A 25,717-nucleotide genomic window follows, 5' to 3' on the forward strand; every position below is an offset into this window, starting at 1 on the left:
ATGAAAAACAAAAATTTAAATATTTTATTTATTTTATTTTTCTTAATATGTTTTAAATCTGTGAACAGTGAAAATAAATCTAGTATAGTAATTAAAATTAACAATAAGATTATTACAAATATAGATGTCCAAAATGAAAAAAAATATTTAATAGCTATAAATCAAAATTTAAAATCTTTAGATAAAGATGAAATGTATAATATTGCAAAAAATTCATTAATAAGAGAAAGAATAAAGAAAAATGAATTGGAAAAACATTACAACTTAAATATTAATTCAAAATATATGGACAGTTTAATAAAAGACTTTTACATGAGATTGAAATTTCAAAGCAAAGAAGACTTTGATGTCTATTTATCCAACAACAACATAGGTTTGAATGAAATTAAAAGCAAATTAAATATCGAAACAATATGGAATGAGCTAATATTTAATAAATACAAAGATAAAGTAGAGATCGATGAAGAAAAAATTAAAAATAAAATTAACACACTTGTTTCAAAAGAAGAAAAAGAGTCGTATTTAATTTCTGAAATTATTTTTTCAGCAAATACAAAAGAAGAAATTTTAATCAATCATAAAAAAATATTGAAAAGTATCGATGCAATTGGTTTTAGCGACACTGCAAATATTTATAGTGAAGCAGAAACCTCTAAATTTGGTGGAGAAATTGGATGGATCGATACCTCTCAATTTTCAGAGAAAATTTTTAAAAAATTAAAAAGTCTTAAAACTGGTGAAATTACAGATTTAATTAATGTTCCAGGTGGTTTCCTAATATTAAAAATAGTAGACAAAAAACTAACAAAAATTAAAATTGACAAAAAAAATGAATTTAATCAATTAATCACATATGAAAAAAACAGGCAACTTAATGAATTTTCAGCAATATATTTTCAAAAAATTAAAAAAAATTCAATTATAAATGAATAATAGTCCAATCCTAGTTGTTTCAGGTGAACCATTTAGCGTATTTATTGAAATTTTTTTAAAGTGTTTGAAAAAAAATAAATTTAAAAAAAAAATTATTCTAATTGTTTCTAAAAAACTTTTTATGAAGCAAATGAAATCATTGGGTTTTAATTTTGATATAAACTCAATAGATATTAACAATATTAATGAGCAAAATTTATACAAAAAAAAAATTAATATAATTGATGTCAATTTTGTATTCAAAAATAGTTTTGAAAGGATTACAAATAAATCAAATAAATATATCAATGAATGCTTTGTTGTTGCTTTAAAGCTTCTTGAAACCAAAAAATTTTCAGGTTTGATAAATGGTCCTATATCCAAAAAAAATTTTTTAAAAGGTAAGTTTTTAGGCATTACAGAATATCTGGCAGAAAAAACTAAAAAAAAAAATGAAGTTGCAATGTTAATTTACAATAAAAAATTATCTGTGAGTCCTATCACTACCCATCTGCCATTAAAAGATGTTCATAAAAATTTATCTAAAAAAAAAATTATTAAGCATATTTTTTTAATCAACCAATTTTACAAAAAACACTTTAAAAAGAATGCTAAAATTGCAATAACTGGATTGAATCCACATTGTGAAAGTAATTTCAAAAATAGTGAGGAAAAAAGATATATTAAACCAGCAATTAACACTCTAATTAAAAAGAATTATAAAATTAAAGGTCCTTTTCCTGCAGATACAATCTTTATGAAAGAACAATCTAAAAATTATGATGTAATTGTGGGCATGTATCATGACCAAGTACTAGCACCAATGAAGACTTTATTTGACTTTGATGCGATTAATATAACTTTAGGCCTCCCTTTTATTAGAATTTCACCAGATCATGGACCTAACCATATTATGCTTGGTAAAAATTTATCTAATCCAAAGAGCTTAATACAAGCTTTAAAGTTTTTAGATAAATAAATGTTTATTAAACCAAAAAAAAGTTTGGGTCAAAATTTTTTAATAGATCGTACTGTTTTAGAGCAGATAATTGATACAGTTGAAATTACAAATAAAGAAGTTTTAGAAATAGGTCCTGGTAGTGGAAATTTAACCGCTTATATATTAAAAAAAAAACCAAAGAAAATTTATGTAATCGAAAAAGATAATGATCTAGTATTATTATTAAAAGATAAATTTACTAGCGAAATCGATATTATTAACGAAGATGTTTTAAAGGTACCAGAAGATGAAATTTCTGATGAAAAACTAATTGTATTCGGAAACTTACCTTATAATATTTCAACTGAAATTCTTTCAAAATGGATAATAAATCTTAATAAAAATTTTTGGTTTGAGAGTTTAGTTTTAATGTTTCAAAAAGAAGTTGCTGAAAGAATTATTGCAGAGTCAAATACCTCAAAATATGGGAGATTATCTATTCTATCTGTTTGGAAAATGAACATAAAAAAAATAATAGATATTAAACCGCATAGCTTTTCACCACGTCCAAAAATTGACAGTACCCTCCTACTATTTACCCCAAGAGTAAATTTTTTTGAATTAAAAGATCCTAAGAATCTTGAAATGATCACAAGAGTTTTTTTTAACCAACGAAGAAAAATGCTTAAAAAGCCTTTTAACCAAATATTTAGAGATGCTAAAAAAATTGCTGAAAAATTTAATATAGACTTAAATCTCAGACCACAAAATCTAACACCTGAGATTTACTTTAAGCTTGTTAAAGAATACGAAAGTTTAAATTGTTAATTTATTAACATGCTTTCTAATATACTCTTTATCATAGTCTTTTGAACCATTTTTCATTTCTGCATCAATTAATTTGTTAATCTTAGAATAACATTCGTCAAGATTATCATTAATTATGACATAGTCATAATTAATCCAATGCAAGACATCTCTACTGAATTCTTTCATACGTTCTGCTACAATCAATTTATCTTTCATATCCCTATTGGAAAGTCTGTCAAATAAAACTTCTTTGCTTGGCGGAAGTATAAAAAAAGTAATCAATTTATAATTTAATTTTTTATTTTTAATTTGATCAGCTCCTTGCCAATCAATATCAAATATTACGTTCTCACCTTTTTCTAATTTCTCTATGACAGGTGTTCTTGTTGTTCCATAAAAGTGATTAAAAACTTTTGCATATTCTAGAAATTCTTCATTTTTAATAAGAGTCTCAAATTTTGGATGGCTAACAAAATAATAATCTGTGTCAGCAACTTCGCTTGGTCTTGCTTTACGAGTAGTGTGTGATATTGAAATTTGAAATTTTTTATTTTTTGAAAGAAGTTTTACTAATGTTGTTTTACCTGCCCCAGATGGGGATGATAAAATTACCATTATCCCATCTTTTTTTTTGGACATTTAAATAGATTTAATTTGCCTTGCCTTCAATAAACTTAATTGCATCACCAACGGTAAGGATTTTTTCAGCTTGACTGTCTGAAATCTCAGATCCAAACTCCTCTTCAAAGGCCATTACCAATTCAACTGTATCTAAACTGTCAGCTCCAAGGTCATCAATGAAACTCGAGTCCTCTTGAACTTTTGCTTCATCAATCCCTAAATGGTCTGCAACAATTTTTTTAACTTTGCTTGAAATATCATCTGACATATTGTTCCTTTTTAGTTATATTTCGTTATTAGTTTAAAAAGTGACTTTGTCAACCCAAATACATGCCTCCATTTACATGTAATGTCTCGCCATTTATATAGTCTGATTGATCAGAGCTTAAAAAAACCACTGCATTTGCTATATCTTCTGGTTTGCCCAATCTATTAGATGGAATTTTAGCAATTATTAATTCTTTGTGCTTTTCGTCAATTTGATCTGTCATTGCAGTGCTTATAAATCCAGGTGATATGCAATTAACATTTATGTTTTTTTTAGCATACTCTATTGCTAAACTTTTTGACATAGCAACAATTCCTGCTTTTGAAGCTGTATAGTTTGCCTGACCAGCATTTCCTGTATGTCCAACTACAGAAGTAATATTGATAATTTTTCCACATTTATTTTTAAGCATTTTTTTTATAGAAAATTTGCACATTAAAAAAGTTGAGGTCAAATTTATATCTATAACCTTTGTCCACTCCTCTAAATTCATTCTAATTGTTAAATTATCTTTTGTGATACCAGCATTGTTAATTATACAATCAAGTGATCCACCTAAACTTTCTGTTGCATTGTTTATAAATTCTTCAATCTTTTCGTGTTGGGAGATATCAAATTTAAGTATCTCAATATTGTTAAATTTTGACTTTAATTCTTCAAGTTTTTCAATTCTTGTACCAGTTGCTAAAATATTAGCACCATTTTTGTGTAGCTTTTCAACTATCGACTGGCCAATTCCACCTGATGCACCTGTGATTATAATTCTTTTATTTTTTAAGCTAGTCATTAATATTAATTAACTTTATATCTTCTTCTGTGTTTATTGCACTAACTTTTACACTTTTGTCTATTCTCTTTATTAAACCTGACAAAACTTTACCTGGTCCTATTTCAATAAATTGATTTACACCTTTATTCATCATTAACAAAACACTTTCTCTCCAACGAACTCTACTTTCGATTTGCTGAACTAATAAATCTTTTAATTCATTCGAATTTATTATTTCTTTTCCAGTTACATTAGAAATTAAAATATTTTTAGGCTCTTTAAAATCTAATTTTGCTATCTCTTCGCGCATTATAAGTGTTGCTTTGTTCATTAATTTACAATGAAATGGTGCACTTACAGGAAGTTTAATATTTTTAATATTTGCAGACTTAAGGTCAACCATCATTTTTTCTAAATCCTGCATATTTCCACTTAGTACTATTTGACCTAAAGAATTGTCATTAGCAATATAGCACTCATAATTATTTTTATTTTCATTTATAATTTTTTCTACAGTTTCAATTTCAGAGCCTAACACCGCAACCATTCCACCCACTCCTTTGGGCACCGAACTTTGCATGGCCTTTCCTCTTATCTTTAATATCTTTAAAGTATCTGAAAATGATAGCGCTTCAGCTGAGGCTAGTGCTGAATATTCACCAAGCGAATGTCCCGCAAAAAAACTTGCTTTATTTAGATTAATGTTAAATTCTTTTTTAATCAGTTTAAATATTAAGTAACTTATTAAAAATATAGCCGGCTGAGTATTTTCTGTTAAATCTAGATCCTCTTTAGGCCCTTTAAGAATAAGATTTGACAATGAAAAACCTAATGTGTCGTCTGCTTCATTGAATAATTCACGGACTAGAGAGTATTTTTCATGAAAGTCCTTACCCATACCAACTAATTGTGAGCCCTGACCTGGAAAAATAACAGAAAACATTTAATTATTTAAATTTTATAATGGTTTTAAGTGTTGTAATTCAATTGTTATAATAGTATATCCTCAATTTTTATTAAAGAACAATTATGAATTTATACGAACATACGATTGTAGCAAGACAAGACACAAGTCCAGCTCAAATTAAACAATTAACAGAAAAATATTCTAAAATTGTTGAGAAAAATGAAGGTGAAATAGTTCAAACTGAAAAATGGGGGCTATTAAATTTAGCCTATGATATAAAAAAAAATAGAAAAGGAAGCTACATACACTTCAAAATAAAGGGTTCAGGAAAAATTATTGCAGAATTAGAAAAAAATGAAATTATCGATAAAAACCTTTTGAGATATATGACTGTTAAAGTTAAAAAGTTTGATTTAGAGGCAAAATATTTTTTAAAAAAAGAAGAATTTGAAAAGAAAGAATATAAGAAAGATTATAATAAAGGTTAATTATGCCATCAAAAAAAAGAGTTGGAAATAAAAGAGGTAACCAAAGCAATTTTGCAAAACTAAGTATATTTCAACCAAACAAATATAAATTTAAAAAATCGTGCCCATTGTCATTAAAGGGCGCCCCAGAGGTCGATTATAAAAATATAAAATTACTCAAAAAATATATGTCTGAAAATGGTAAAATTTTACCTTCAAGAATTACAAATGTTTGTCAAAAGAAACAAAGAGAATTGTCTCTTTCTATTAAAAGAGCTAGAAACTTAGCGTTGATATAAATGAAAGTTATACTTTTAGAAAATTTAAGAAGAATTGGCTCAATAGGAGAAGTCATAGATGTAAAAAGAGGTTTTGCAAGAAATTATTTAATTTCAAATAAAAAAGCTCTTTATGCTTCTAAAGAAAATATTGCTGAAGTTGAAAAAATTAAAACTGAATTAGGAAAAAAAGATGCTGACAAAAAAAAGGAAGCAAAAAAAATTTCAGAACAAATAAATAATAAAGAGTTTGCAATTAAAAAGTTAAGTACCGAAAATAAAGAGCTTTACGGTTCTGTTAAACCAACAGAAATTTCAAAATTGATACAAGAAAATGAAAAATTAGATATTAAACCATCAATGATTCAACCTTTAACTGAAATTAAATCACTTGGAAAATTTAAAGTAAAAATTATTTTACACTCCGAAATAGAATCAGAAATTACAATCAATGTAATTACGTCAGAAACTATTCAATAATTATACAATTTTTTCCCCAACATAAATTTGCTATTTTCTTAAATTTTATTTTAAGTTAAAATTTATTAATGGATAATAATCTAAGCATTGTTAAAGACACCTTTAAAGAACTTCCTAATAATATCGAAGCTGAACAAGCTGTAATTGGATCGATATTAGTTCAAAATGAAATATTTGATGAAATAAATACTATTATTTCTAGCGTGAACTTTTACGATCCCATGCATCAAAGTATTTTTTCAGCAATCGAAAGTCTGATTTATAAAGGCATGCTTGCAAACCCAATCACTTTAAAAAATTATTTTGAAAATGAAAAAGATGAATTAAATGTACCTGAATATTTAGTTAAAGTTACAAAATTTTCTACGCCGACGAGACAAGCAATAGAATATTCAAGAATTATTTATGATATGTTTGTAAGAAGAGAATTAATTAAAATATCTGAAAATACAATTGATGCTGCAAAACTAAATACTCTTGATGCTAATGGACAAAATATAATCGAAAATTCAGAGAGATTGTTATTTGATCTTGCTGAAAAAGGGTCTTTCAATTCTTCTTTGGTTAAATTTGATGAAGCTATGAAACTAACGATAGAAATGGCAAAAACTGCTTACCAAAATGAAGAGGGGATTGTAGGTGTACCGACGGGTCTGACCGACTTAGATGATAGACTTGGAGGTCTTCATAACTCTGATCTCATTATTATCGCAGGTCGTCCTTCAATGGGAAAAACCGCTCTGGCAACTAACATAGCCTTTCATGCTGCTGAAAAACTTCTTCAAAATGGAAAAAAATCTTCAATAGCTTTTTTTTCATTAGAAATGTCATCAGAACAATTGTCAACTAGAATTTTGGCAGAACAAGCTAGAATTAAATCAAATGATATAAGAAGAGGAAAAATTTCTGATGAACAATTTGATAAATTTATAGAAACATCAAAAAATATATCTGAACTTCCTTTGTTTATAGATGAAACTCCAGCCATCAGTATTGCTGCAATGAGTAACCGGGCAAGAAGAATTAAAAGATTGTGGGGTTTGGAAATGATTATTGTAGATTATATTCAATTAATGACAGGCTCTATTAATAATAGAGATGGAAGAGTTCAGGAAATTTCACAAATAACCCAAGGTCTCAAAGCAATCGCCAAAGAGTTAAGAGTTCCAGTCGTGGCATTGTCTCAGTTGTCTCGAGCTGTAGAACAAAGAGATGATCATAAACCCCAATTATCAGATTTAAGAGAGTCAGGTTCGATAGAGCAAGATGCTGATGTTGTAATGTTTGTTTATAGAGCAGCCTATTATTTGCAAAGAAAAGAACCACAGGCCGCAACTGTTGAACATGCTGAATGGCAAGCAAAAATGAGTGAGATCGCACATTTGGCCCAAATTATGATTGCTAAACAAAGACACGGCCCAATAGGGAATATTGACTTAGAGTTTGAAGAAATGTTTACTAAATTTAAAGATTTACAGAAATAATAAAGATACTCAAATTAATTATTATCTAATATAAATAGTATTAATGTTATCTCATTTTTATGAAAACGCTGTCTTAAAAAATCCTAAGTCAATTTTTATACTACTTTTAATTACATTATTAAGTTTTGGTTATTTCTCTAAAGACTTTAGATTGGATGCTTCTTCTGATACCCTGTTAATTGAAGGAGACCCAGATCTTGAATATTTAAAAGAAATTACCCAGAGGTATGGCTCAAAAGAATTTTTAGTTTTAACCTACACTCCTAATGAGGGAATGATTTCGGAATCTTCAATTAACAACCTTTTAAGTTTGAAGTATAAAATTCAAAGTTTAGACTGGGTTCATAGTGTTATTACATTATTAGATATTCCCTTACTCAACAACTCTGAAGCTCCTTTACAAGAAAGATTAGAAAGCTTTAAAACATTAAAAGATAAAAATGTCGACACAGAAAGAGGATTTAAAGAAATACTCGATAGCCCAGTCTTTAGAAATTTTGTTATTAGTGAAGACGGTAAAACAAGCGGTATAATTGTTTATATCAAAAAAGATGAATTAAAAGATGTTAAGAATAAGACAGAAAAGGAAATAGAATTATTTAAAGAAACTCTAAAGAAAAAAAATCATGAAAACATTAATCAAATAAGAGAAGTAATTAAAAGTTACAAAGATATTGGAAGAGTTTATTTGGGGGGTATTCCAATGATTGCTGATGACATGATGTCATTTATTAAAAGCGATATAATTGTTTTTGGTTTAGGTGTTCTTCTCTTTATAATTGTAACACTATGGTTTATATTTAAAAAAGTAATTTGGATTATAGTACCAATCAGCAGTTGCTTCTTTTCAGTTGTAATTATGGTGGGTCTTCTTGGTCTTTTAGGTTGGAAAGTTACTGTTATTTCATCAAACTTTATTGCGCTAATGCTAATTTTAACTATGGCAATGAATATTCATATGAGTACTCGTTTTTTACAATTAAGAAGTGACTTTCCAAGCTTGGATAACTTTGAAATTATTTCGATGACAACTAAAAAAATGTTTTGGCCAATTATTTATACAGTTCTTACAACTGTATGTGCTTTCTTATCTTTAATTTTTAGTGGTATTAAACCCATTATAGATTTTGGTTGGATGATGACACTTGGTTTAATTACATCTTTTGTAATCACATTCAGTCTACTTCCTACGCTTTTAGGGTTCATGTCTAGTAATAATATAAAGATTAAAGAAGAAAATGACTCAAAAATTACTTATTTTTTTGGAAAAATTGCTACAAATAATAAAAATTCTATTTTTATAATTACCACACTAGTTATTATCTTAAGTGTTATTGGTATAAGTCGCCTTGAAGTGGAGAATAGTTTTATAAATTACTTTAATAAAAATACCGAAATATATAAAGGCATGAAGCTTATAGATGAAAATTTAGGTGGCACTACTCCTTTAGAAGTTATTTTAAAATTTTCGGATAATGTAGAAGTAAAGACAGATGAAGATGATGAATTTGAAGACTGGGAAGATAGTGAAAGTCAAGATGATGAAAAATATTGGTTTACAAAAGATAAGATTGATAAAATTCAAGCAGTTCACAACTATTTAGACAGTTTACCAGCTGTTGGAAAAGTTTTATCTTTTAGTTCTATTATAGAAGTTGCAACTCAATTAAATAACAATAAACCCTTAGGAACACTAGAAATGGGTGTTCTTTATTCAAAAATTCCTGAAAGTATAAAAAAAGATATTATAAATCCTTATATTTCTATCAAGGATAACGAAGCTAGAATAAGCTTAAGAATTATAGATTCTCAAGATGGTTTACGGAGAAATGATTTAATAAATCAAATAAATTACGACTTAGAAAATAAATTAAAATTAAATAAAGAAGAGTTTAAACTTGCTGGTGTTTTAATTCTATTTAACAATTTACTTCAAAGTCTTTTTAAATCTCAAATATTGACATTGGGACTAGTAATGATTGGGATTTTTGTGATGTTTATAATTTTATTTAGAAACATTAAGCTATCTTTAATTGGAGTAGTACCAAACTTCATTGCTGCTTTTTTTATTTTAGGAATTATTGGCCTACTAGGAATACCTTTGGATATGATGACTATTACAATAGCAGCAATTACTATTGGTATTGCAGTAGATAACAGTATTCACTATATCTACAGATTCAAAGAAGAGTTTTCAAAAAACAAAAACTATAACGAAACCTTAAAAACTTGTCATTCTACTGTTGGTGTTGCAATACTTAATACATCTATCACAATTGTATTTGGTTTTTCTATTCTTGTTTTTTCAAAATTTATACCCACTATCTATTTTGGTATATTTACAGGTATAGCAATGTTACTTGCTATGATTTCTGTTTTAACTCTTCTTCCTTCTCTTATTTTAATAAGTAAACCCTTCGGGAAATAAAATTAACATGCTTGATGCTTTAAAGGACTTTTATGAAGCAATCTCAGTTATAGATTTAATATTTTTAATCATCACTATTTTATCTGTGATTAAATGTTATAATAAAGGATTTATTTTAAGTCTACTCTCAGCTTCAAAATGGCTTTTAGCTTACGTTATAACGCTAATTTTATTTCCTAAAATCAAACCTTATTTTAAAAATATAATTGATAGCGAATATTTACTTGATGTAACATTGGGAGTGACTATTTTTGTTTTAGTGGTCTTTATAATATTAGTTGTAAACAAAGGAATAAGTAGAACAATTAATTTTGTTGGACTTGGAAGGCTTGATTCTATCTTTGGGTTATTTTTTGGTTTTATTAGGAGTTATGTAATTTGTGTTTGTTTATTTTCTGCAGTAGATATTGTCTATAATTATAGTAAATGGCCAATTAATACCAACAAATCATACAGCTTTCCATACATAGAAAAAGGTAGTATTTATCTAATAAAAGTTTTTCCTAATGAAAAAACATATCAGGATTCTAAAGAAAAAATTGAAGATCTATAATCCAAAAATTAAGGAAGAATGTGGTGTATTTGGCATAAGCAATAATGCTGATGCTGCTGCCTTAACTGCTCTAGGTCTTCATGCACTTCAACATAGAGGTCAGGAAGGATGTGGGATTGTATCATTTGATGGAAAAAAATATCATTCAGAAAAAAGATTTGGTTTGGTTGGAGATAACTTTAATAAAGAGAGGGTTTTAAAAAATCTTCTTGGAAACCATGCAATAGGTCACAACAGATACAGCACAACAGGTGAAAATACCCTTAGAAATATTCAGCCCTTTTTTGCAGATACTAACGCTGGTGGTATTGGTGTTGCACACAATGGAAATTTAACCAACTCTGTTACTCTTAGAAATAAGCTAGTTGAAGATGGTGCTATTTTTTACACAACTTCAGATACTGAAACAATTGTTCAGTTAATTGCTAAATCAAAAAGAAATAAAACTGTTGATAAAGTTATTGATGCAATATTTCAAATTCAAGGTGGCTACGCATTAGTTATGCTTACACAGAGCACTTTAATAGGTGTTAGAGACCCATATGGAATAAGACCTTTGGTTATAGGTAAGATAAAAGATAGTTATGTTTTTGCTTCAGAAACTTGTGCTTTAGATATTATAGGTGCGAAATATATAAGAGATGTTGAAAATGGTGAAGTTGTTTTGATTGAAAATAATGAGTTAAGGAGTTTCAAACCCTTCCCTGTCAGAAAAGTTAGGCCCTGTGTTTTTGAGTATATTTATTTTGCAAGACCAGATAGCTTGATAAATGGAAAGTCTGCTTATGAACATAGAAAAAATTTAGGAATTGAACTTGCTAAAGAAAACAAAATTAGTGCAGACATAGTAGTACCTGTACCAGACTCAGGAAATGCTGCAGCACTTGGATTTGCTCAACACTTAGGAATTAATTTTGAATTAGGTTTAATTAGAAACCATTATGTTGGACGAACTTTTATAGAACCCAGTCAAAAAATTAGAAGTTTAGGTGTAAAGTTAAAACTAAATGCTAATCAGTCTACAATCAAAAATAAAAGAATAATTTTGATAGATGACTCTTTAGTGAGAGGAACAACTTCTTATAAAATTGTTAAAATGCTTTATGATGCTGGTGCAAAGGAAGTTCATGTAAAAATTGCTTGTCCTGAAATAAGATACCCAGACTTTTATGGGGTGGATACGCCAACAAAAAAAGAGCTATTAGCTGCTAACAAAACTAATGATGAAATTTGTGAATACATTGGCGCTAGATCTTTAGATTTTTTATCACTTGAAGGTCTGTATAGAGCAATAGGCTTTGAAAAACGTAACAACACTTACCCTCAATTAACTGACCATTATTTTACAGGAGATTACCCTGTAAAACCAATTGATGAATTGGGTGATGATAAGATAACTCAACTATCATTATTAAGTACAGCTTCAGGAAATTAAAATAAACAAAGTAAAGTTTGTTTAAATGACTTTAAAATAATCATTATATCACTATATATAAATCAATGATTACTCATAAGGAACAAATAATTAATTACTTCAAATCTGGCATCAGAGAGACTAAAGATTTCAAAATTGGTATCGAACATGAAAAATTTTTATTTGATCAAAATAAAGATAAACGAGTCGATTATTCAATAATTCTTAAAATGTTCAAAGGTTTATATGAATTTGGCTGGAAACCTATTTTAGAAAATAAGAATGTAATTGGTCTTAAAAAAAGTGGTAAAAGTATTACTCTGGAACCTGGAAATCAAATTGAACTTTCTGGAGATCAATTAAACAACATTCATGAAGCGTGCTCTGAAGCTCAAAATTACTTATTTGAAATTAAACAAGTTATAAAAAGATTGGATTTAAAAATAGTAAGTGCTGGATTTGATCCAATTTCTAAAATTTCAGAAGTTCCTAATAATCCAAAACAAAGATATGAAGTAATGACAAAAGATATGCCTAATGGTGGTGAATTAAGTTTAGACATGATGTACCGAACTTGTGGGACACAACTTAATGTAGATTACAGTTCTGAAAAAGACTTTGTTAAAAAGTTTAAGGTAGCAAATTCTATTGTCCCTATTTCAATTGCTTTATTTGCAAACTCATCAATTGTAGAAAAAAAAAATAGTGGCTATCTCTCTTATAGGTCTAAAGTTTGGCAAAATACATCTAGAGGCGGGTTGCCTGAAGCTTTTTTTGAAAATATGAATTTTGAAAAATATGCAGATTTTGCAATAAATTTCCCAATATTATTTATTCAAAAAGATAAAGAATATATTTCTGGAAAAAAATATTTATTTTCAGATTTTATGAATGGTAAAATTAAAGAATTAGAAAATAAACTACCTACTGAAAATGATTTGACCACTCACTTAAGTACAATCTTTACAGAAAATAGACTAAAAAAATACATAGAACTTAGATCAATGGATGCATGTGGGTGGGAATGTTTGTGTTCTGGACCTGCTTTCAATACTGGAATTTTATATGGAAACTTAGATGAAGCATATGATCTAATTTCTAAATGGGATAAAAATAAGATTATAAATGCATATCTTGAAGCTCCAAAAAAAGGTTTCAATACAGAATTGATGGGTAAAGATTTATTCTATTGGACATCGATACTATTAGAAATTTCAAAAAAAGGCTTAGAAAGTAGAGATATAATTGGTAAAGGTGGATATAACGAAACACATTACTTGGGTCATTTAGAAAAAATAATTGATAATAAAACAACAAACGCAGATCATATGATTAGTGAATTTTCTAAAAATGAAAATTTAAATGATTTATATGATAAATAAAATAATTGCTATCCAAGGAAATCATCCTTCAAAGTTAAACCCTACTACAGATACGAGTGTTTTTCTGGCCCATGAGATTCAGAATAAAAAGTACAAAATATTTTATTATGATCCTAAAGATCTATCGATAATTAATTCTAAAGTTATCGCCAAAGGATTTTTTATCAAGTTTAATTATAGTCAAAAAAAGTTCTTTAAGATATTAAAAAAACAGAAATTAGATCTTTCGAATTGTAAATATATCCTAATTCGTCAAGATCCTCCTTTTAATCTTGAGTATATTTCAACAACTTACATTTTAGATACTATCAAAGATAAGGTTAAAATTATTAACAATCCCACATCAATAAGAAATATCTCTGAAAAACTTTATTCTGCTAAATATCAAAAGTTTATGCCTAGAACTATTTTCACTCAAAATATTGATGAAATTAAAAAATTTTTTAAAACTCATAAAAAAGTAATTATAAAGCCTATTCACAGCTATAGTGGTAACGATATTCACTTATTAGATAGTTTAAATTTAAGATTTATTAAAAAATTTATTAAGAAACATGATCACATTATGTGTCAAAAATATTTATACAAAATTAGTAAAGGAGATAAACGAGTTTTTTTAATCAATGGAAAAGTATGTGGTGCAATATCAAGAGTTCCTAAAAAAGGATCTTTTTTAAGCAATATGAGCAAAGGTGCTAAACCAATTAATATTGAATTAACTAATATAGAAAAAAGGATATCAATTTTAATTGCAAAAAACTTAAAAAAAGAAAATATTTTTTTTGCAGGTATTGATTTTATTGATCAAAAACTTAATGGGGATATTAATGTCACCTCACCTACTGGATTAAAAACATTATTTGATTTATCTGGGATCAATCTTGCTAAAGTTTTCTGGAAAGAATTAAGGGCTTGAAAAATTTAACTGAACAACAAAAAGGGTCTTTATTAGCATTCGTTGCAGTAATGTTTATCACTCCAGATTCTTTATTTATTAGACTTTCTAATGTCGACACCTGGGGGCTAGTTTTTTATAGAGGAGTAATTCCTTTTATTACAGTTTTTCTAGGAATGTTAATAATTTATAAATTAAACTTCTTTAAGATGCTTTTTTCAAGTGGGTATCATGGGCTGCTTTATATAGGAACCTTTTCAGTAACGAACATCACCTTCGTTGTTTCTATACAAAATACAAATGTTGCAAATACATTGGTCATGATTGCTATGGCACCTATGTTATCTGCTTTTCTTGGTGCTTTATTTTTAAAGGAATTACCTGATAGAAAGACTTGGATCACAATATTTATAACTTTTACAGCTGCAATATATATATTCTATGACTCAATACAAATTGGCAATTTTTATGGTGATGTTTTGGGCTTAGTAACTGCCCTAGGTTTAGCTGTTGGTGCTGTTACTATTAGATCTGCTAAGGATAGAAATCTAATTCCTGCAGCTGTTGTTGGGAAATTAATTGTAGCTCTATTTGCGCTGCTATTTATTGAAAGTTTTGCTTTAACAAATGGTGATTTAATCATTGTCCCTTTAATGTGTATTATGTGTGTTGCTATACCTTTTGTATTAGTAACTATAGCTCCAAGATTTATTCCTGCTGCAGAAGTAAACTTATTTTTCTTATTAGAGACAATTATTGGACCTATATGGGTATGGTTAATCATTAAGGAGCAGCCTAGTCTTGAAACTATCCAGGGTGGGGTTGTAATTATTACTGCTATAGCAATTCACTCTTTCATCAAATTAAAAAATTCTTAAATCTGTCATAATAAAGACTTGATTTGCAAGTAAATCGCAAATAGATACGGTCAATTTTATGAATAAAGTTTTAAAAAATTCCTGGGCATTATTTTTAGGTATGGGTTTTTTAATGATGGCCTATGGATATCAGAGTTCACTCCTAGGGGTAAGAGCAGTGCGAGAAGAATTTAGTCTAGCATCCACTGGTTTTATGATGTCAGGGTATTTTGTTGGGTACTTTATTGGCACAACATCAATTACTGGTCTTATATCTCGTGTTGGTCATATCCGAGTTTTTGCAGCTTTTGCATCTTTAGCTTCTTTAGTCATCTTGGTTCACTCCGTTTTTATTAATCCATATATCTGGTTTATACTAAGAGTTTTAACCGGAATAAGTATGGTTTGTATTTATACTGTTGCTGAGAGTTGGTTAAATGATAGGTCCAACAATAAAAATAGGGGAAGTGTTTTGTCTATCTATATGGTTGTTTTATATGGCTCAATGGGTATAGGAATGTTTTTATTAAATTTTAGCAATCCTATAAATTATGAACCTTTCATATTAATTTCAATCATTACATCTATTGCTCTTATACCAATTTTATTAACTAAAAAAAAACCACCTACATTTAAAAAGATTAAAGGTATGCCTTTAAAAGAACTTTATGAGACTTCACCTTTTGGTGTGGTAAGCGCATTTTTTTATGGAACTATTCAATCAGCACTCTTCACATTGTTAGCAGTTTATTCAGCATCGATGAATTTTACTATATTCCAGATATCACTTGTAACTTTTCTACTAGCAATTTCTGGTGCTATTTCACAATATCCTATTGGAAAACTTTCTGATAAATACGACAGAAGAAAAGTAATAGTAATTTCAACTTTTGGTGCATGTATTTTTGCTTTGTTTGCTATTTTGGCATCAGGTCAAATGTATTTACCTGGTGAACTTGCTACAAGCAAAATATGGTTTTTTATTTTTTTAATTTGTTTTTCTATTTGTAGCTTACCAATGTTTTCTTTAATTTGTGCTCATACAAATGATTATATTCCAAAAGAAAAATTTGTAGCAGCAGGAGCTGGAATACAGTTTACATTTGGTGTGGGTGCAATGGGTGGCCCATTTCTTTGTTCTATTTTTATGAACATAGTTGGTTCAAATGGTTTTTTTGTATTCTTACTTTTCTTTCATGGTCTAATCGGGGTATTTGGTATTTATAGAATGAACATAAGGGAAACAGTTGAAAATCCAGATTCTCAATTCGTTGCTATGCCTTCAACTATTACACCAGCTGGAATTGAATTAAACCCTACAACAGAGCCTATTGAAGAGACAAAAAAACCAGAATAGACTCTATCAAATAATCTTTAAGCATGCTGACCTGCCACATAACCAGAGGACCAGGCCCATTGAAAATTATAACCACCTAAATGACCAGTTACATCAACTACTTCACCAACAAAGAATAATCCAGGATGTTTCTTCGACATCATTGTTTTAGAGGAAATTTCATTAGTGTCGATACCTCCTAAGGTAACTTCTGCTGTTCTATAACCTTCAGATCCTGTTGGTTTTATTTCCCAAGTATTAATTGAGTCACTTAATCGATCTAATATTTTGTTTGATATTTCACATATGTTTCCACTAACATTATTTTCATTACAAATTATATGAGCCAACCGTTTAGGGAGAAGCTCTGAAATAATAATATTTATATCTTGCTTGGGATTAATATTTTTTTTATCATTTATGAACTTAGCAACATCCAGTTTTGGGGACAAATTAATTCTAATATTCTCTCCTAATTTCCAGTAAGAAGAAATTTGTAATATAGATGGTCCACTTAATCCCCTATGAGTAAATAACATTCCTTCTTCAAAGAATACTTTTTTGAATGAAACAACAGTTTCAATAGATAATCCTGTAAGCTTTTTACATATAGAAAGTATTTTTTCATTAAAAGTTAAGGGAACTAATGCTGGTAATGTTTCAACAACTTTTAAATTAAATTTTTTTGCAACATCATAGCCAAATTGTGTTGCTCCAATCTTAGGGATGGATAAACCTCCTGTAGCAATAATCAATGATTCGCTTAAATATTTATCAGAATCAACTGTAATAAAGTATTTATCATCTTTTTTATCAATATCTTTAATTTTCATATCTTTTTTTAAAATTACATTTGCTTCTTTACATTCTAGCAACAACATTTCGATAACCTGTTGTGCACTCTCATCACAGAAAAGTTGACCTAATTTTTTTTCATGAAATTTTATATTATGTTTTTTTATTAATCTTATAAAATCATTTTGAGTATATTGTTTTAAGGCAGAAATTATAAAATTTGGATTTTTTGAAATAAACTTGTCTGGATGTGTGTGAATATTTGTAAAATTACATCTACCACCTCCAGATATTCTAATTTTTTCACCTATTTTTTTTGCATGATCTACTAAAAGTACTTTTCGTCCACGTTTGCCAGCTTCTATAGCACTCATCATTCCAGCTGCACCCGCTCCAACTATAATAACATCATATTTTTCTGTCATGAATATTGATAATTGGTTAATAGTGGGGTGGTTTTTTATCTTCCATAACCACACCTGCTTCATTACCAATTTCTAAGTCATTAATTCTTTTTTCAAAATTTAAGAATTGTTTTTTTAAAACTGATATTTCTTTTTGTTGACAGTACAGCTCATTGCTCATCTGTGACATTTCATTTTGAAGAAAAGCTACTTGTTCCTCCAATCTTTTTATTAAATTTTTCATTTTTTTTGATAAATTATAGTTAGTTTTGAGTAAAGAAAACCTCTATTAACTATGGAATATCACATAGTAAACTGGTGATTGTTATGAATAATAATCACTCATAAGTTGTAACTCATTTTAGACACATATAAAAAAATAAATAAAATTTTATAGTTGTCTATTTCGTGAGATTTTGATGGAATTAAATTTATATAAAATGATTAAAAATAAAAAAAAAAAAACAAAAACAAATAAGCCAAAGAAAATAGGTTTATTATTAAATAAAGTTTACGATAATTTTAAAAAAAAACAAAAAAATAATGAAAAAAAAGAGATTAAACTTAGAGAAGATCAAATCAAAAAAGGATTAGAAAAAATCAAGTTAAAAGAAAAAGAATTGAAGGTTAAAGAAGAAGAAAATAAGAAAAAAGATGATTTTTATAGAAGAAAAGATGAAGAGTTGAGAAAAAAAGATCAGCAACTTCAATTAAAAGACGATGATTTGAGAGTTAAAGATGTAGAATTCAAAATTAAAGATAAAGAACAATTTTTAAAACAAGACGAATTAAGATTTAAAAATGAACAATTAAAAAAGGGTGAAACTGGTTTAAAAATAAAAGGAGATGAGCTCAATAAATTACAGAAAGAGCTTAAAAAAATAGAAATTCAATTAAATTTAACCAAAGAAGAACAGTCAAGAAAAGATATTAATCTTAAGATAAGAGAAGAAGATCAAAAAAAGAAAGATCAAAAAGAATTGAAAAAGAAACTTAAGGAACAAAAGCTAAAAGATCAGGATGAAGAATTAAAAAAAGATTTAGAGGCAAAAAGAATAAAAGAATGGGAAGATAGATTTGATGAAGAGCAGAAACTTAGATTAGAAGAAGAAAAATTAAAAGATAATAGAATAAAACAAAGAGCACGATTAAGGCAAGTTATAGAAGAACAAGGTGATAAAAGTTTACAAGATGAATTAATTTCTAAACTTGAAGCTTTTGAAGTTGACAAATCTAAAGAAAATTAAAAAACAATTTTAGTTAAGGTGAACAAAGAAAACGCAAGTAAACTGTGGAAAACGATACAGGAAGCTGGCGATTATTTACTAAGTGGATTACCCGACCACCCAAATCATCCTAAGGGCCGTAACCCATACGCTCATGTTGCAATATGTGTCAAAGAGAAGTTTGGTAACTCTTATAAAGATATCCCTGATGAAAAATTTAATGAAGTTTTAAAATATATTCAATTTCTTAAAGAAAATCCAAGCTAGCTTTTAGAAAGAGTTTCTAAAAGTTGATCAACATCACTCTCTTTGGTGTTCCAAGCAGCTACAAGTCTTACCGCTTTTCCATCTAGCTCTTCTTGATTCATTTTATAACCTTCTGAATTCAGATGCTTAATAATAGGTTTTGGAAATTTAGCAAATACTTCATTAGCTTCAGTTGGATAAGCTAATTCAATATTTGAATTTGATTTTAAGCCTTCACTTAATTTTTTTCCCATCTTATTTGCATGTTTTGCATTTCTTAACCAAATATCATTTGATATATAAGCCTCTAGTTGAGCTGAAACAAATCTCATCTTTGAAAGCAAATGGCCTGATCTTTTCATTAAGAAAGGAAGGTTTCCTACTAATTCTGGTTTAAAAAATATAATCGCTTCTGCAGCAATACATCCATTTTTTGTAGCACCAAAAGATAAAACATCTATTCCTGACTTCCATGTCATTTCAGCAGGAGTTGCACCAAGTGAGACTAATGCGTTAGCAAATCTTGCCCCGTCCATATGCATTTTTAGATTATGTTTATGTGCAGTTTCAGATATAGCTGTAATTTCATCTAACTGATAAACTTCACCTGTTTCACATAATTGAGTAATACTCACTACAGAAGGTTGTGTGTGGTGTACGATACCAGCTCCCCCAATATTTTCGGATAACTCTTCTGGTGTAAATTTTCCATTAATTCCATTTAAAGGTACAAGTTTTGCACCCCCTGTATAAAATTCAGGAGCTCCACATTCATCTGTATTGATGTGTGAATGTTTGTGACAATAAATACTTCCAAAAACTGGTGTCATTGCTGATAAAGCTAAAGCATTTGCGGCTGTACCTGACGCAGTTGGATAAACAATTACATCTTTTTCAAAAATTTCAGAAAACTTATTTTGTAAGTTCGTTGACCACTCATCATTACCATATGGAGTGCTGTCTCCTTCATTAGCTTTTATGATTGCATCTAAAACTTCAGGACATGCACCCGCTACATTATCAGAGGCAAATTTAACACGCTCTCGTTTTGTTTTAATTTTTGCCATAACTATTGTTTTGGAAAGTAATCTTTTAACTCCCCTTCTCTATAAACATCTGCTGTGCAGCAGTGTAATCCTCCACCAAATGCATAAGCATCTCTCATGTCTACTGGGATAACTTCCATTCCTAATCTATCCAATTGATCAGCTTGATATACTTCACTTTTTTCAACACAAACTGTTTTTGGATCTAACACTAAAACATTCATCGAAAGCCAAGTTGAAGAATAACATAATGGTGGTGGCTCATTGTGTGCTGGTTGTGCACTATCAATAATTTCCCATCCATTATTTTCAAAAAGTTTTCTTTGTTCTTTTGGAAGTTTTCTTTGGGGGTTGTTAATGATCAAACCCTCTTTAATTGGTGTAAACGTTGCATCTATATGAATTGGATAAGGATCACCTGGAAAATTGACCGCATGAACTCTATGATCTTTGTAATGTCTTTTAAGCCAATCAATCCCTTTTAAGTTTGTAGTAAAACCATGTTGAACAACTAAATCCTTACCAAATCTTAAAACATCAGCAGCATCAAATAAAGGTTCTTCTTCTGTGGTTACAAAAAATTTATCTTCGGTCCATTTTAGTCTTTTTTGAATTCCTATTTTGTCAGATAGATAATCTTTTCTATAATCTGCATCAGTTAATCTTGGCTTTGGAGCTGACTCATGTTTCATATTAGGATCATCATCATAATATTTTTTTAATAAAGGCCTATAACAAAGATACTCAAACCATCTACATCTATAGCTCATCGTAGCCTCTAAAATTTCATTTCCTACTGTTAATAAAACATCTCTTGGAGGCATACATCCAAACATTGTGTCTGCTTCCCAATCTGGTGTTGAAGTTTTTTGATTAAAATTAATTGGGTCTGGTCTGTCTACTTTAATACCTCTTTTAATTAATATGTTGGAAAAATTATCAAGCAATTGATTTGCTTTATCAACTGTATCTTTTGTTCTTGGTCCAAATTGACCACGCATATCTGAGTCTTCTGGAACCTTGGCGTCTAATGCTGGTTCCGGTGCAGGAATACAAGTTCCATCTGCTTTACCAACAATTACATGTTTTAAAGGATCCCATTCATTCCAACTATTAACTATAGTTTTTATTTTACTCATAATTTATGATTTAATAATATTGTGTTCTGGACCAAAAGGAAATTTGGTAATATTTTCTACACTATCTTTTCCTAAAACTAATATATCATGCTCCCTATAACCACCTGCTCCTGGAGTGCCTTCAGGTATCATGATCATTGGTTCCATAGAAACAACCATATTCTCCTCTAAAACAGTGTCAACATCCTCTCGCAATTCTAATCCAGCTTCTCTTCCGTAAAAATGAGATAATACACCAAATGAGTGACCATATCCAAATGTTCGGTAGTGGAGATAACCAAGTTCCGCAAAAAGTTCATTTAATTCATGACAAATATTGGAACATTTTACACCTGGTTTAATTAATTCCAAACCTCTTTTATGAACTTTAATATTTGCTTCCCAAGCTTTCAAGGATGCATCATCGACGTTATCAATAAAAAGAGTTCTCTCAAGAGCCGTATAATACCCAGAAATCATAGGGAATGTATTCAAAGATAGAATATCTCCTGATTTTAGTTTTCTATTAGTTTTTGGGTTATGTGCACCATCTGTATTCAGTCCTGATTGAAACCAAACCCAGGTATCCATGTATTCTGCATTAGGATATGTTTTTGCAATTTCACGTTCCATTTTATCTCTTCCTGCTATTGCAATTTCAAGCTCACTTTCTCCAACCTTAATATGTTTTTTTATTTCCTCGCCTCCAAGATCAGCTATTCTTGCTCCATTTTTAATAATTTTTATTTCTTCAGCTGACTTAATCATTCTAAGTTGCATCAAACTCTTTGACACATCACTGAAGATTGAAAATGTAAAAATAGAAATTAGTTTTTCTTTAATGTCTAAAGTTACATGATCGTTCTCAATACCAATGTTTTTTGGTGGTTCATCTCTACCTACAATTGAAACTATTGCTTTTAAAAAATTATCTCTTTTCCAATCAGTAAATATCACATTATCACAATGCGATCTTCTCCAAGGTTGACTGGCATCTATATTAGCTGAAATTGTTGAGATTTTATCAGAAGTTACAACACAACCATAAGGTCTTCCAAAAGAACAATAGATAAAGCCTGTGTAATAAGCAATATTATGCATTGAAGTTAAAATAACCATATCTAGATTATTTTTACTCATTATGATTCTTAAATTATTTAATCTTCTTTGGTATTCTTGATCTGTAAAAGGAAGTTTTGCTTTATCGCCATTTTTGAGAGTAAAAAAATCTGGTCTTTCCATCTTAATTAATTTAATGCAATGAATCTTCTATTGGTTTTAATAGTAAGACTATAATAAATAATAGACATGAAAAGAAAGAAACCACCTATAATAGTATTAGTTGAAGGTATTTCATTAATTCCTAAAAATGGTACCCACACCCAAAAAATTCCACCAATAACTTCCATTAGTGATAGTAAGGTAAGCTCTGCTGCTGGTATAGCTTTTGACCCTATGGAATATAAAATCAAACCCATACAGACTAAAGTTCCATGAAAAGAAAATAAAGCACTATTATAACTCGTTGATAAAAAAACCATATCATTACTTAAAATAATTATTACTGAAACTGCAACACAAAAAAATCCAGCAAAAGCAACTGTAGTAAATTTTGGTGTTTCTTTTCTCCATCTTAAGGTTACTGAAAAAACTGAAAAACCAATTGATGAAATCATTCCAAATACAAGACCTAGTAGAGAGCTTTTTTGAGTATTCCCCAAAGCTATAATTACAATCCCAACAGTTGCAATAATAATTGCTACCCAAACATTAATTGATATTCTTTCTTTCAAAAATAAAAAACCTAATAACGCAGTAAAAAATGGCATTGCTGCCAAACAAAGTAAAGTAATAGCAGCACTTGTATTGGTAATTGAATATATAAATGTGATCATAGCAACCCCAAGTCCAGTACCACCAATAATACCTGATATTCCTATTCTAAAATAATTTTTATAAAAATTTTTTCCTTCTTCAAAAAAAAGATACAAGTTAATTACTAAAAAAATTGTTAATCCACGAGCAAAAATATACTGCCAAGGAACTAAATTTGGATCGTTCATATATCTAACTACTAAAGGACCAAAAGACCAAATTATACCAGCCATTAAAACAACAGGTATGGCTATTTTATCGTTTTTTAATTCAATCATTATTAGATATTTAATGCTAATTATTTTGCACTACAATAAAAATAGCTCTATTCAAAAAAAATTTTTGTTTGGTCCAATGGCAGAAAAGCAATCAATTAACTCTCCTTTTTTAAATTTAGACTGTCCATCTTTAAATAGACCCCATACATTTGACTGAACAAATGATTTAATTTTGAAGGATTCTTGACCTTTTAAAACCTCCAGTTCTAATTTTCCATCTTTGGTTGAAGTTAGTCTTGCTTTTAAAAATCGAATTATTTCTTTATTTTTAGAGTAATCATTTTTCAGTTTAGCTTTAAATGGTTTTTCAGCCTTAACACCTAGAATATTAAGGAGATAAGGATAAACAAAAAATCTAAAACAAGCTGAAGATGAAATAGGATTTCCAGGAAGGCCAAATATTGCTTTTTCAAAACCTTTTAATTTTGCAAATAGAATTGGTTTGCCTGGTCTTATTAAAACTCCTTTAAAAAAATTAGATAAATTTAACTTTTTAACAACGTATGGAACAAAGTCGTATTTTCCAGCGGAAACAGCTCCAGAAGTAATTATAATATCTATTTTTGATTTAATACTTTTCTCTATTTGCTTTTTAAAAAGTTTTGTGTCTTTATCTCTTAAAATTCCACCATCAATAAAATTAAACATAAAATTTTTAGATAGTGAATTTATGTAATGACTGTTAGAATTTCTAACTTTCCAATTAACAATTTTTTTATTATTAGAAATTTCATTTCCAGTTGAAAAAAATAAAATATTTGGTTTTTTTTTAACTTTTATCTTTGTAACTCCTAATGTTTTAAAAGCCAAAACATGTGCTGATTGGATGATTGATCCTTTTTTTATTATTAAATCTTTCTTTTTATAATCAGAGCCTGCAAATCTTATATGTTGGTTTTTTTTTATTTTTTTGTTTATTTGAATATATTTTTTATCTCTATTAAAAATTATTTTTTCAATAGGAATGATTGTGTCAAAGCCTCTAGGTATAAGTGCACCAGTCATCACTTCAACTGTTACATTCTTTTTAATTTTATTTATTATTGGGTTATCTCCAGCAGATATAGTTTTTAAAATTTTGAAGTTTTGAGAGTTTTTTTTATTTAACTTGTTTGTTTCGTTAGAATTAATGGCAAATCCATCGAATGCAGCATTTGTAGCTGCTGGATAATTTACAGTTGAATAGATATCTGATACATTAATTCTATTTAATGCCTTTGATGATTTTATAATTTCATCTTGAATTTTAATTTTTGATTTTATTAAAATTTTCTTAGCTTTTTTATAATTAATCATTTTAATTTTTTTTTAGTATTTTTTTTGCTTCTTCTAAATCTTCTTTGGTATTTATATTAAAAAAAGGATCAAATTTTTTAGGCTCTATATCAATTGTTTTTACTCCTATTTTATTTGCCCAATCCTCTACTTTCCTAAAATTATTATTAATCAAATCATTTTCTAATGGTTTTAATAATTTAATTGACCATAAACCAAAAATATTGTGCCTTTTATTGTTTGATTTAATAAAATAGAGCAAGCTACCTTTCGTTTTAATTCTTTTTTGATATTCATCAATAATTGAGATTTCAAAAAAGGGTGTGTCTGATGGAAATGTTGCAATCCATTGATACGATTTTTGATTTTCTTTAACCCATTTCATTGCACTTAAAACCCCTGCTAATGGTCCAAAGTCATCAAAACAATCAGGAATTATTGTTACATTTTTTATTTTTTTTGTATCTAAACTGAGGCTTGAGACAATAAGTATCTCTTCATATCTATTACTAATTTTTGATAAAACATGCTCTAACAATGTTTTATCACCAAGTTTTGTCTGGTTTTTATCTTCACCAAATCTCTTTGATTTTCCGCCCGCTAGCACAACAGCTAAAATATTGTTATCTTCCATAAATAAAATATAAAACATT

At 28.5% G+C, this 25,717-nt stretch carries 28 protein-coding genes; 16 read left to right on the top strand and 12 right to left on the bottom strand.

Annotated elements, in window-relative coordinates; genetic code table 11:
* Genes VP91_RS00215 through rsmA form a run of 3 tightly spaced genes read left to right on the top strand, consistent with a single transcriptional unit; the run spans position 1 to position 2,680 of the window.
* A complete protein-coding gene (locus VP91_RS00215; protein WP_169035440.1) occupies positions 1-933 on the top strand; it encodes a peptidylprolyl isomerase in 933 nt (310 codons plus the stop codon).
* Positions 926-1,891, top strand: a complete 966-nt coding sequence (locus VP91_RS00220; RefSeq protein WP_169035441.1) for a 4-hydroxythreonine-4-phosphate dehydrogenase PdxA — start codon at positions 926-928, stop codon at positions 1,889-1,891. The genes VP91_RS00215 and VP91_RS00220 overlap by 8 nt, the downstream gene beginning before the upstream one ends.
* Positions 1,892-2,680 (top strand): 16S rRNA (adenine(1518)-N(6)/adenine(1519)-N(6))-dimethyltransferase RsmA, encoded by a 789-nt coding sequence (gene rsmA, locus VP91_RS00225; protein WP_169035442.1) that lies wholly within the window; start codon positions 1,892-1,894, stop codon positions 2,678-2,680.
* On the opposite strand, the gene gmk is transcribed toward rsmA, so the two are convergent.
* The 4 genes from gmk to fabD are packed head-to-tail and all read right to left on the bottom strand — an operon-like array spanning position 2,669 to position 5,263.
* Positions 2,669-3,301 (bottom strand): guanylate kinase, encoded by a 633-nt coding sequence (gene gmk / locus VP91_RS00230; RefSeq protein WP_169035443.1) that lies wholly within the window; start codon positions 3,299-3,301, stop codon positions 2,669-2,671. The two genes, rsmA and gmk, sit on opposite strands and share 12 nt — an antisense overlap.
* 10 nt (positions 3,302-3,311) lie before the next feature.
* On the bottom strand, positions 3,312-3,551 hold the full coding sequence (locus VP91_RS00235) for an acyl carrier protein (protein WP_169035444.1): 240 nt from the start codon (positions 3,549-3,551) through the stop codon (positions 3,312-3,314).
* 49 nt (positions 3,552-3,600) lie between these two features.
* Entirely contained in the window at positions 3,601-4,338 is a 738-nt protein-coding gene (fabG, locus tag VP91_RS00240; protein WP_211181486.1) for a 3-oxoacyl-[acyl-carrier-protein] reductase, read from the bottom strand.
* Complete coding sequence (gene fabD / locus VP91_RS00245) at positions 4,331-5,263, bottom strand: ACP S-malonyltransferase (RefSeq protein WP_169035445.1); 933 nt, start codon at positions 5,261-5,263, stop codon at positions 4,331-4,333. The genes fabG and fabD overlap by 8 nt, the downstream gene beginning before the upstream one ends.
* Before the next feature lie 86 nt (positions 5,264-5,349).
* Here fabD and rpsF point away from each other — a divergent pair, with 86 nt between their 5' ends.
* From rpsF to VP91_RS00300, 11 genes are all read left to right on the top strand, one after another.
* Positions 5,350-5,715: a 30S ribosomal protein S6 gene (rpsF, locus tag VP91_RS00250; RefSeq protein WP_169035446.1), complete on the top strand. Its 366-nt coding sequence runs from the start codon at positions 5,350-5,352 to the stop codon at positions 5,713-5,715.
* Positions 5,716-5,717: 2 nt separating this feature from the next.
* Entirely contained in the window at positions 5,718-5,993 is a 276-nt protein-coding gene (gene rpsR / locus VP91_RS00255) for a 30S ribosomal protein S18 (protein ID WP_169035447.1), read from the top strand.
* A complete protein-coding gene (gene rplI / locus VP91_RS00260) occupies positions 5,994-6,452 on the top strand; it encodes a 50S ribosomal protein L9 (RefSeq protein ID WP_169035448.1) in 459 nt (152 codons plus the stop codon).
* Positions 6,453-6,520: 68 nt separating this feature from the next.
* On the top strand, positions 6,521-7,936 hold the full coding sequence (locus tag VP91_RS00265) for a replicative DNA helicase (protein ID WP_169035449.1): 1,416 nt from the start codon (positions 6,521-6,523) through the stop codon (positions 7,934-7,936).
* A gap of 43 nt (positions 7,937-7,979) precedes the next feature.
* Entirely contained in the window at positions 7,980-10,364 is a 2,385-nt protein-coding gene (locus tag VP91_RS00270) for an efflux RND transporter permease subunit (RefSeq protein ID WP_169035450.1), read from the top strand.
* A 7-nt stretch (positions 10,365-10,371) separates the two neighbouring features.
* Positions 10,372-10,917, top strand: a complete 546-nt coding sequence (locus VP91_RS00275; protein ID WP_169035451.1) for a CvpA family protein — start codon at positions 10,372-10,374, stop codon at positions 10,915-10,917.
* Entirely contained in the window at positions 10,871-12,352 is a 1,482-nt protein-coding gene (purF, locus tag VP91_RS00280; RefSeq protein WP_169035452.1) for an amidophosphoribosyltransferase, read from the top strand. Before VP91_RS00275 ends, purF begins: the two co-directional genes overlap by 47 nt.
* Before the next feature lie 65 nt (positions 12,353-12,417).
* Positions 12,418-13,713, top strand: coding sequence for a glutamate--cysteine ligase (locus VP91_RS00285; RefSeq protein ID WP_169035453.1), 1,296 nt, complete (start codon positions 12,418-12,420; stop codon positions 13,711-13,713).
* Entirely contained in the window at positions 13,703-14,629 is a 927-nt protein-coding gene (gene gshB / locus VP91_RS00290) for a glutathione synthase (RefSeq protein ID WP_169035454.1), read from the top strand. Before VP91_RS00285 ends, gshB begins: the two co-directional genes overlap by 11 nt.
* On the top strand, positions 14,626-15,486 hold the full coding sequence (locus VP91_RS00295) for a DMT family transporter (RefSeq protein ID WP_169035455.1): 861 nt from the start codon (positions 14,626-14,628) through the stop codon (positions 15,484-15,486). The genes gshB and VP91_RS00295 overlap by 4 nt, the downstream gene beginning before the upstream one ends.
* Before the next feature lie 58 nt (positions 15,487-15,544).
* The gene (locus tag VP91_RS00300; RefSeq protein ID WP_169035456.1) at positions 15,545-16,822 is read left to right on the top strand and encodes an MFS transporter; all 1,278 of its coding nucleotides are present in this window, start codon (positions 15,545-15,547) and stop codon (positions 16,820-16,822) included.
* Positions 16,823-16,839: 17 nt separating this feature from the next.
* Here the strand turns inward: VP91_RS00300 and VP91_RS00305 are convergent, their stop codons facing one another.
* Both VP91_RS00305 and VP91_RS00310 read right to left on the bottom strand, forming a co-directional pair.
* A complete protein-coding gene (locus tag VP91_RS00305; RefSeq protein WP_169035457.1) occupies positions 16,840-18,021 on the bottom strand; it encodes an NAD(P)/FAD-dependent oxidoreductase in 1,182 nt (393 codons plus the stop codon).
* A 16-nt stretch (positions 18,022-18,037) separates the two neighbouring features.
* On the bottom strand, positions 18,038-18,244 hold the full coding sequence (locus VP91_RS00310; RefSeq protein ID WP_169035458.1) for a SlyX family protein: 207 nt from the start codon (positions 18,242-18,244) through the stop codon (positions 18,038-18,040).
* A gap of 196 nt (positions 18,245-18,440) precedes the next feature.
* On the opposite strand from VP91_RS00310, the gene VP91_RS00315 reads away from it, so the two are divergent.
* Both VP91_RS00315 and VP91_RS00320 read left to right on the top strand, forming a co-directional pair.
* Positions 18,441-19,247: a hypothetical protein gene (locus VP91_RS00315; RefSeq protein WP_169035459.1), complete on the top strand. Its 807-nt coding sequence runs from the start codon at positions 18,441-18,443 to the stop codon at positions 19,245-19,247.
* An 18-nt stretch (positions 19,248-19,265) separates the two neighbouring features.
* Positions 19,266-19,493, top strand: a complete 228-nt coding sequence (locus VP91_RS00320) for a hypothetical protein (RefSeq protein WP_169035460.1) — start codon at positions 19,266-19,268, stop codon at positions 19,491-19,493.
* Here the strand turns inward: VP91_RS00320 and VP91_RS00325 are convergent.
* From VP91_RS00325 to VP91_RS00350, 6 genes are read right to left on the bottom strand one after another with little or no spacing between them, the layout of a single operon-like run.
* Entirely contained in the window at positions 19,490-20,539 is a 1,050-nt protein-coding gene (locus VP91_RS00325) for a threonine aldolase family protein (RefSeq protein ID WP_169035461.1), read from the bottom strand. The two genes, VP91_RS00320 and VP91_RS00325, sit on opposite strands and share 4 nt — an antisense overlap.
* Before the next feature lie 2 nt (positions 20,540-20,541).
* Entirely contained in the window at positions 20,542-21,657 is a 1,116-nt protein-coding gene (locus VP91_RS00330) for a serine/threonine protein kinase (protein ID WP_169035462.1), read from the bottom strand.
* 3 nt (positions 21,658-21,660) lie between these two features.
* A complete protein-coding gene (locus VP91_RS00335; RefSeq protein ID WP_169035463.1) occupies positions 21,661-22,878 on the bottom strand; it encodes an aminopeptidase P family protein in 1,218 nt (405 codons plus the stop codon).
* Between the two features lie 5 nt (positions 22,879-22,883).
* On the bottom strand, positions 22,884-23,789 hold the full coding sequence (locus VP91_RS00340) for a DMT family transporter (protein WP_169035464.1): 906 nt from the start codon (positions 23,787-23,789) through the stop codon (positions 22,884-22,886).
* 51 nt (positions 23,790-23,840) lie between these two features.
* Complete coding sequence (locus VP91_RS00345) at positions 23,841-25,085, bottom strand: molybdopterin molybdotransferase MoeA (RefSeq protein WP_169035465.1); 1,245 nt, start codon at positions 25,083-25,085, stop codon at positions 23,841-23,843.
* A 1-nt stretch (position 25,086) separates the two neighbouring features.
* On the bottom strand, positions 25,087-25,716 hold the full coding sequence (locus tag VP91_RS00350; RefSeq protein ID WP_248289189.1) for a molybdenum cofactor guanylyltransferase: 630 nt from the start codon (positions 25,714-25,716) through the stop codon (positions 25,087-25,089).
* Position 25,717 lies beyond the last annotated feature (1 nt).

The sequence above is a fragment of the Candidatus Pelagibacter communis genome (assembly GCF_012932795.1).
Taxonomy (GTDB): domain Bacteria; phylum Pseudomonadota; class Alphaproteobacteria; order Pelagibacterales; family Pelagibacteraceae; genus Pelagibacter; species Pelagibacter ubique_S.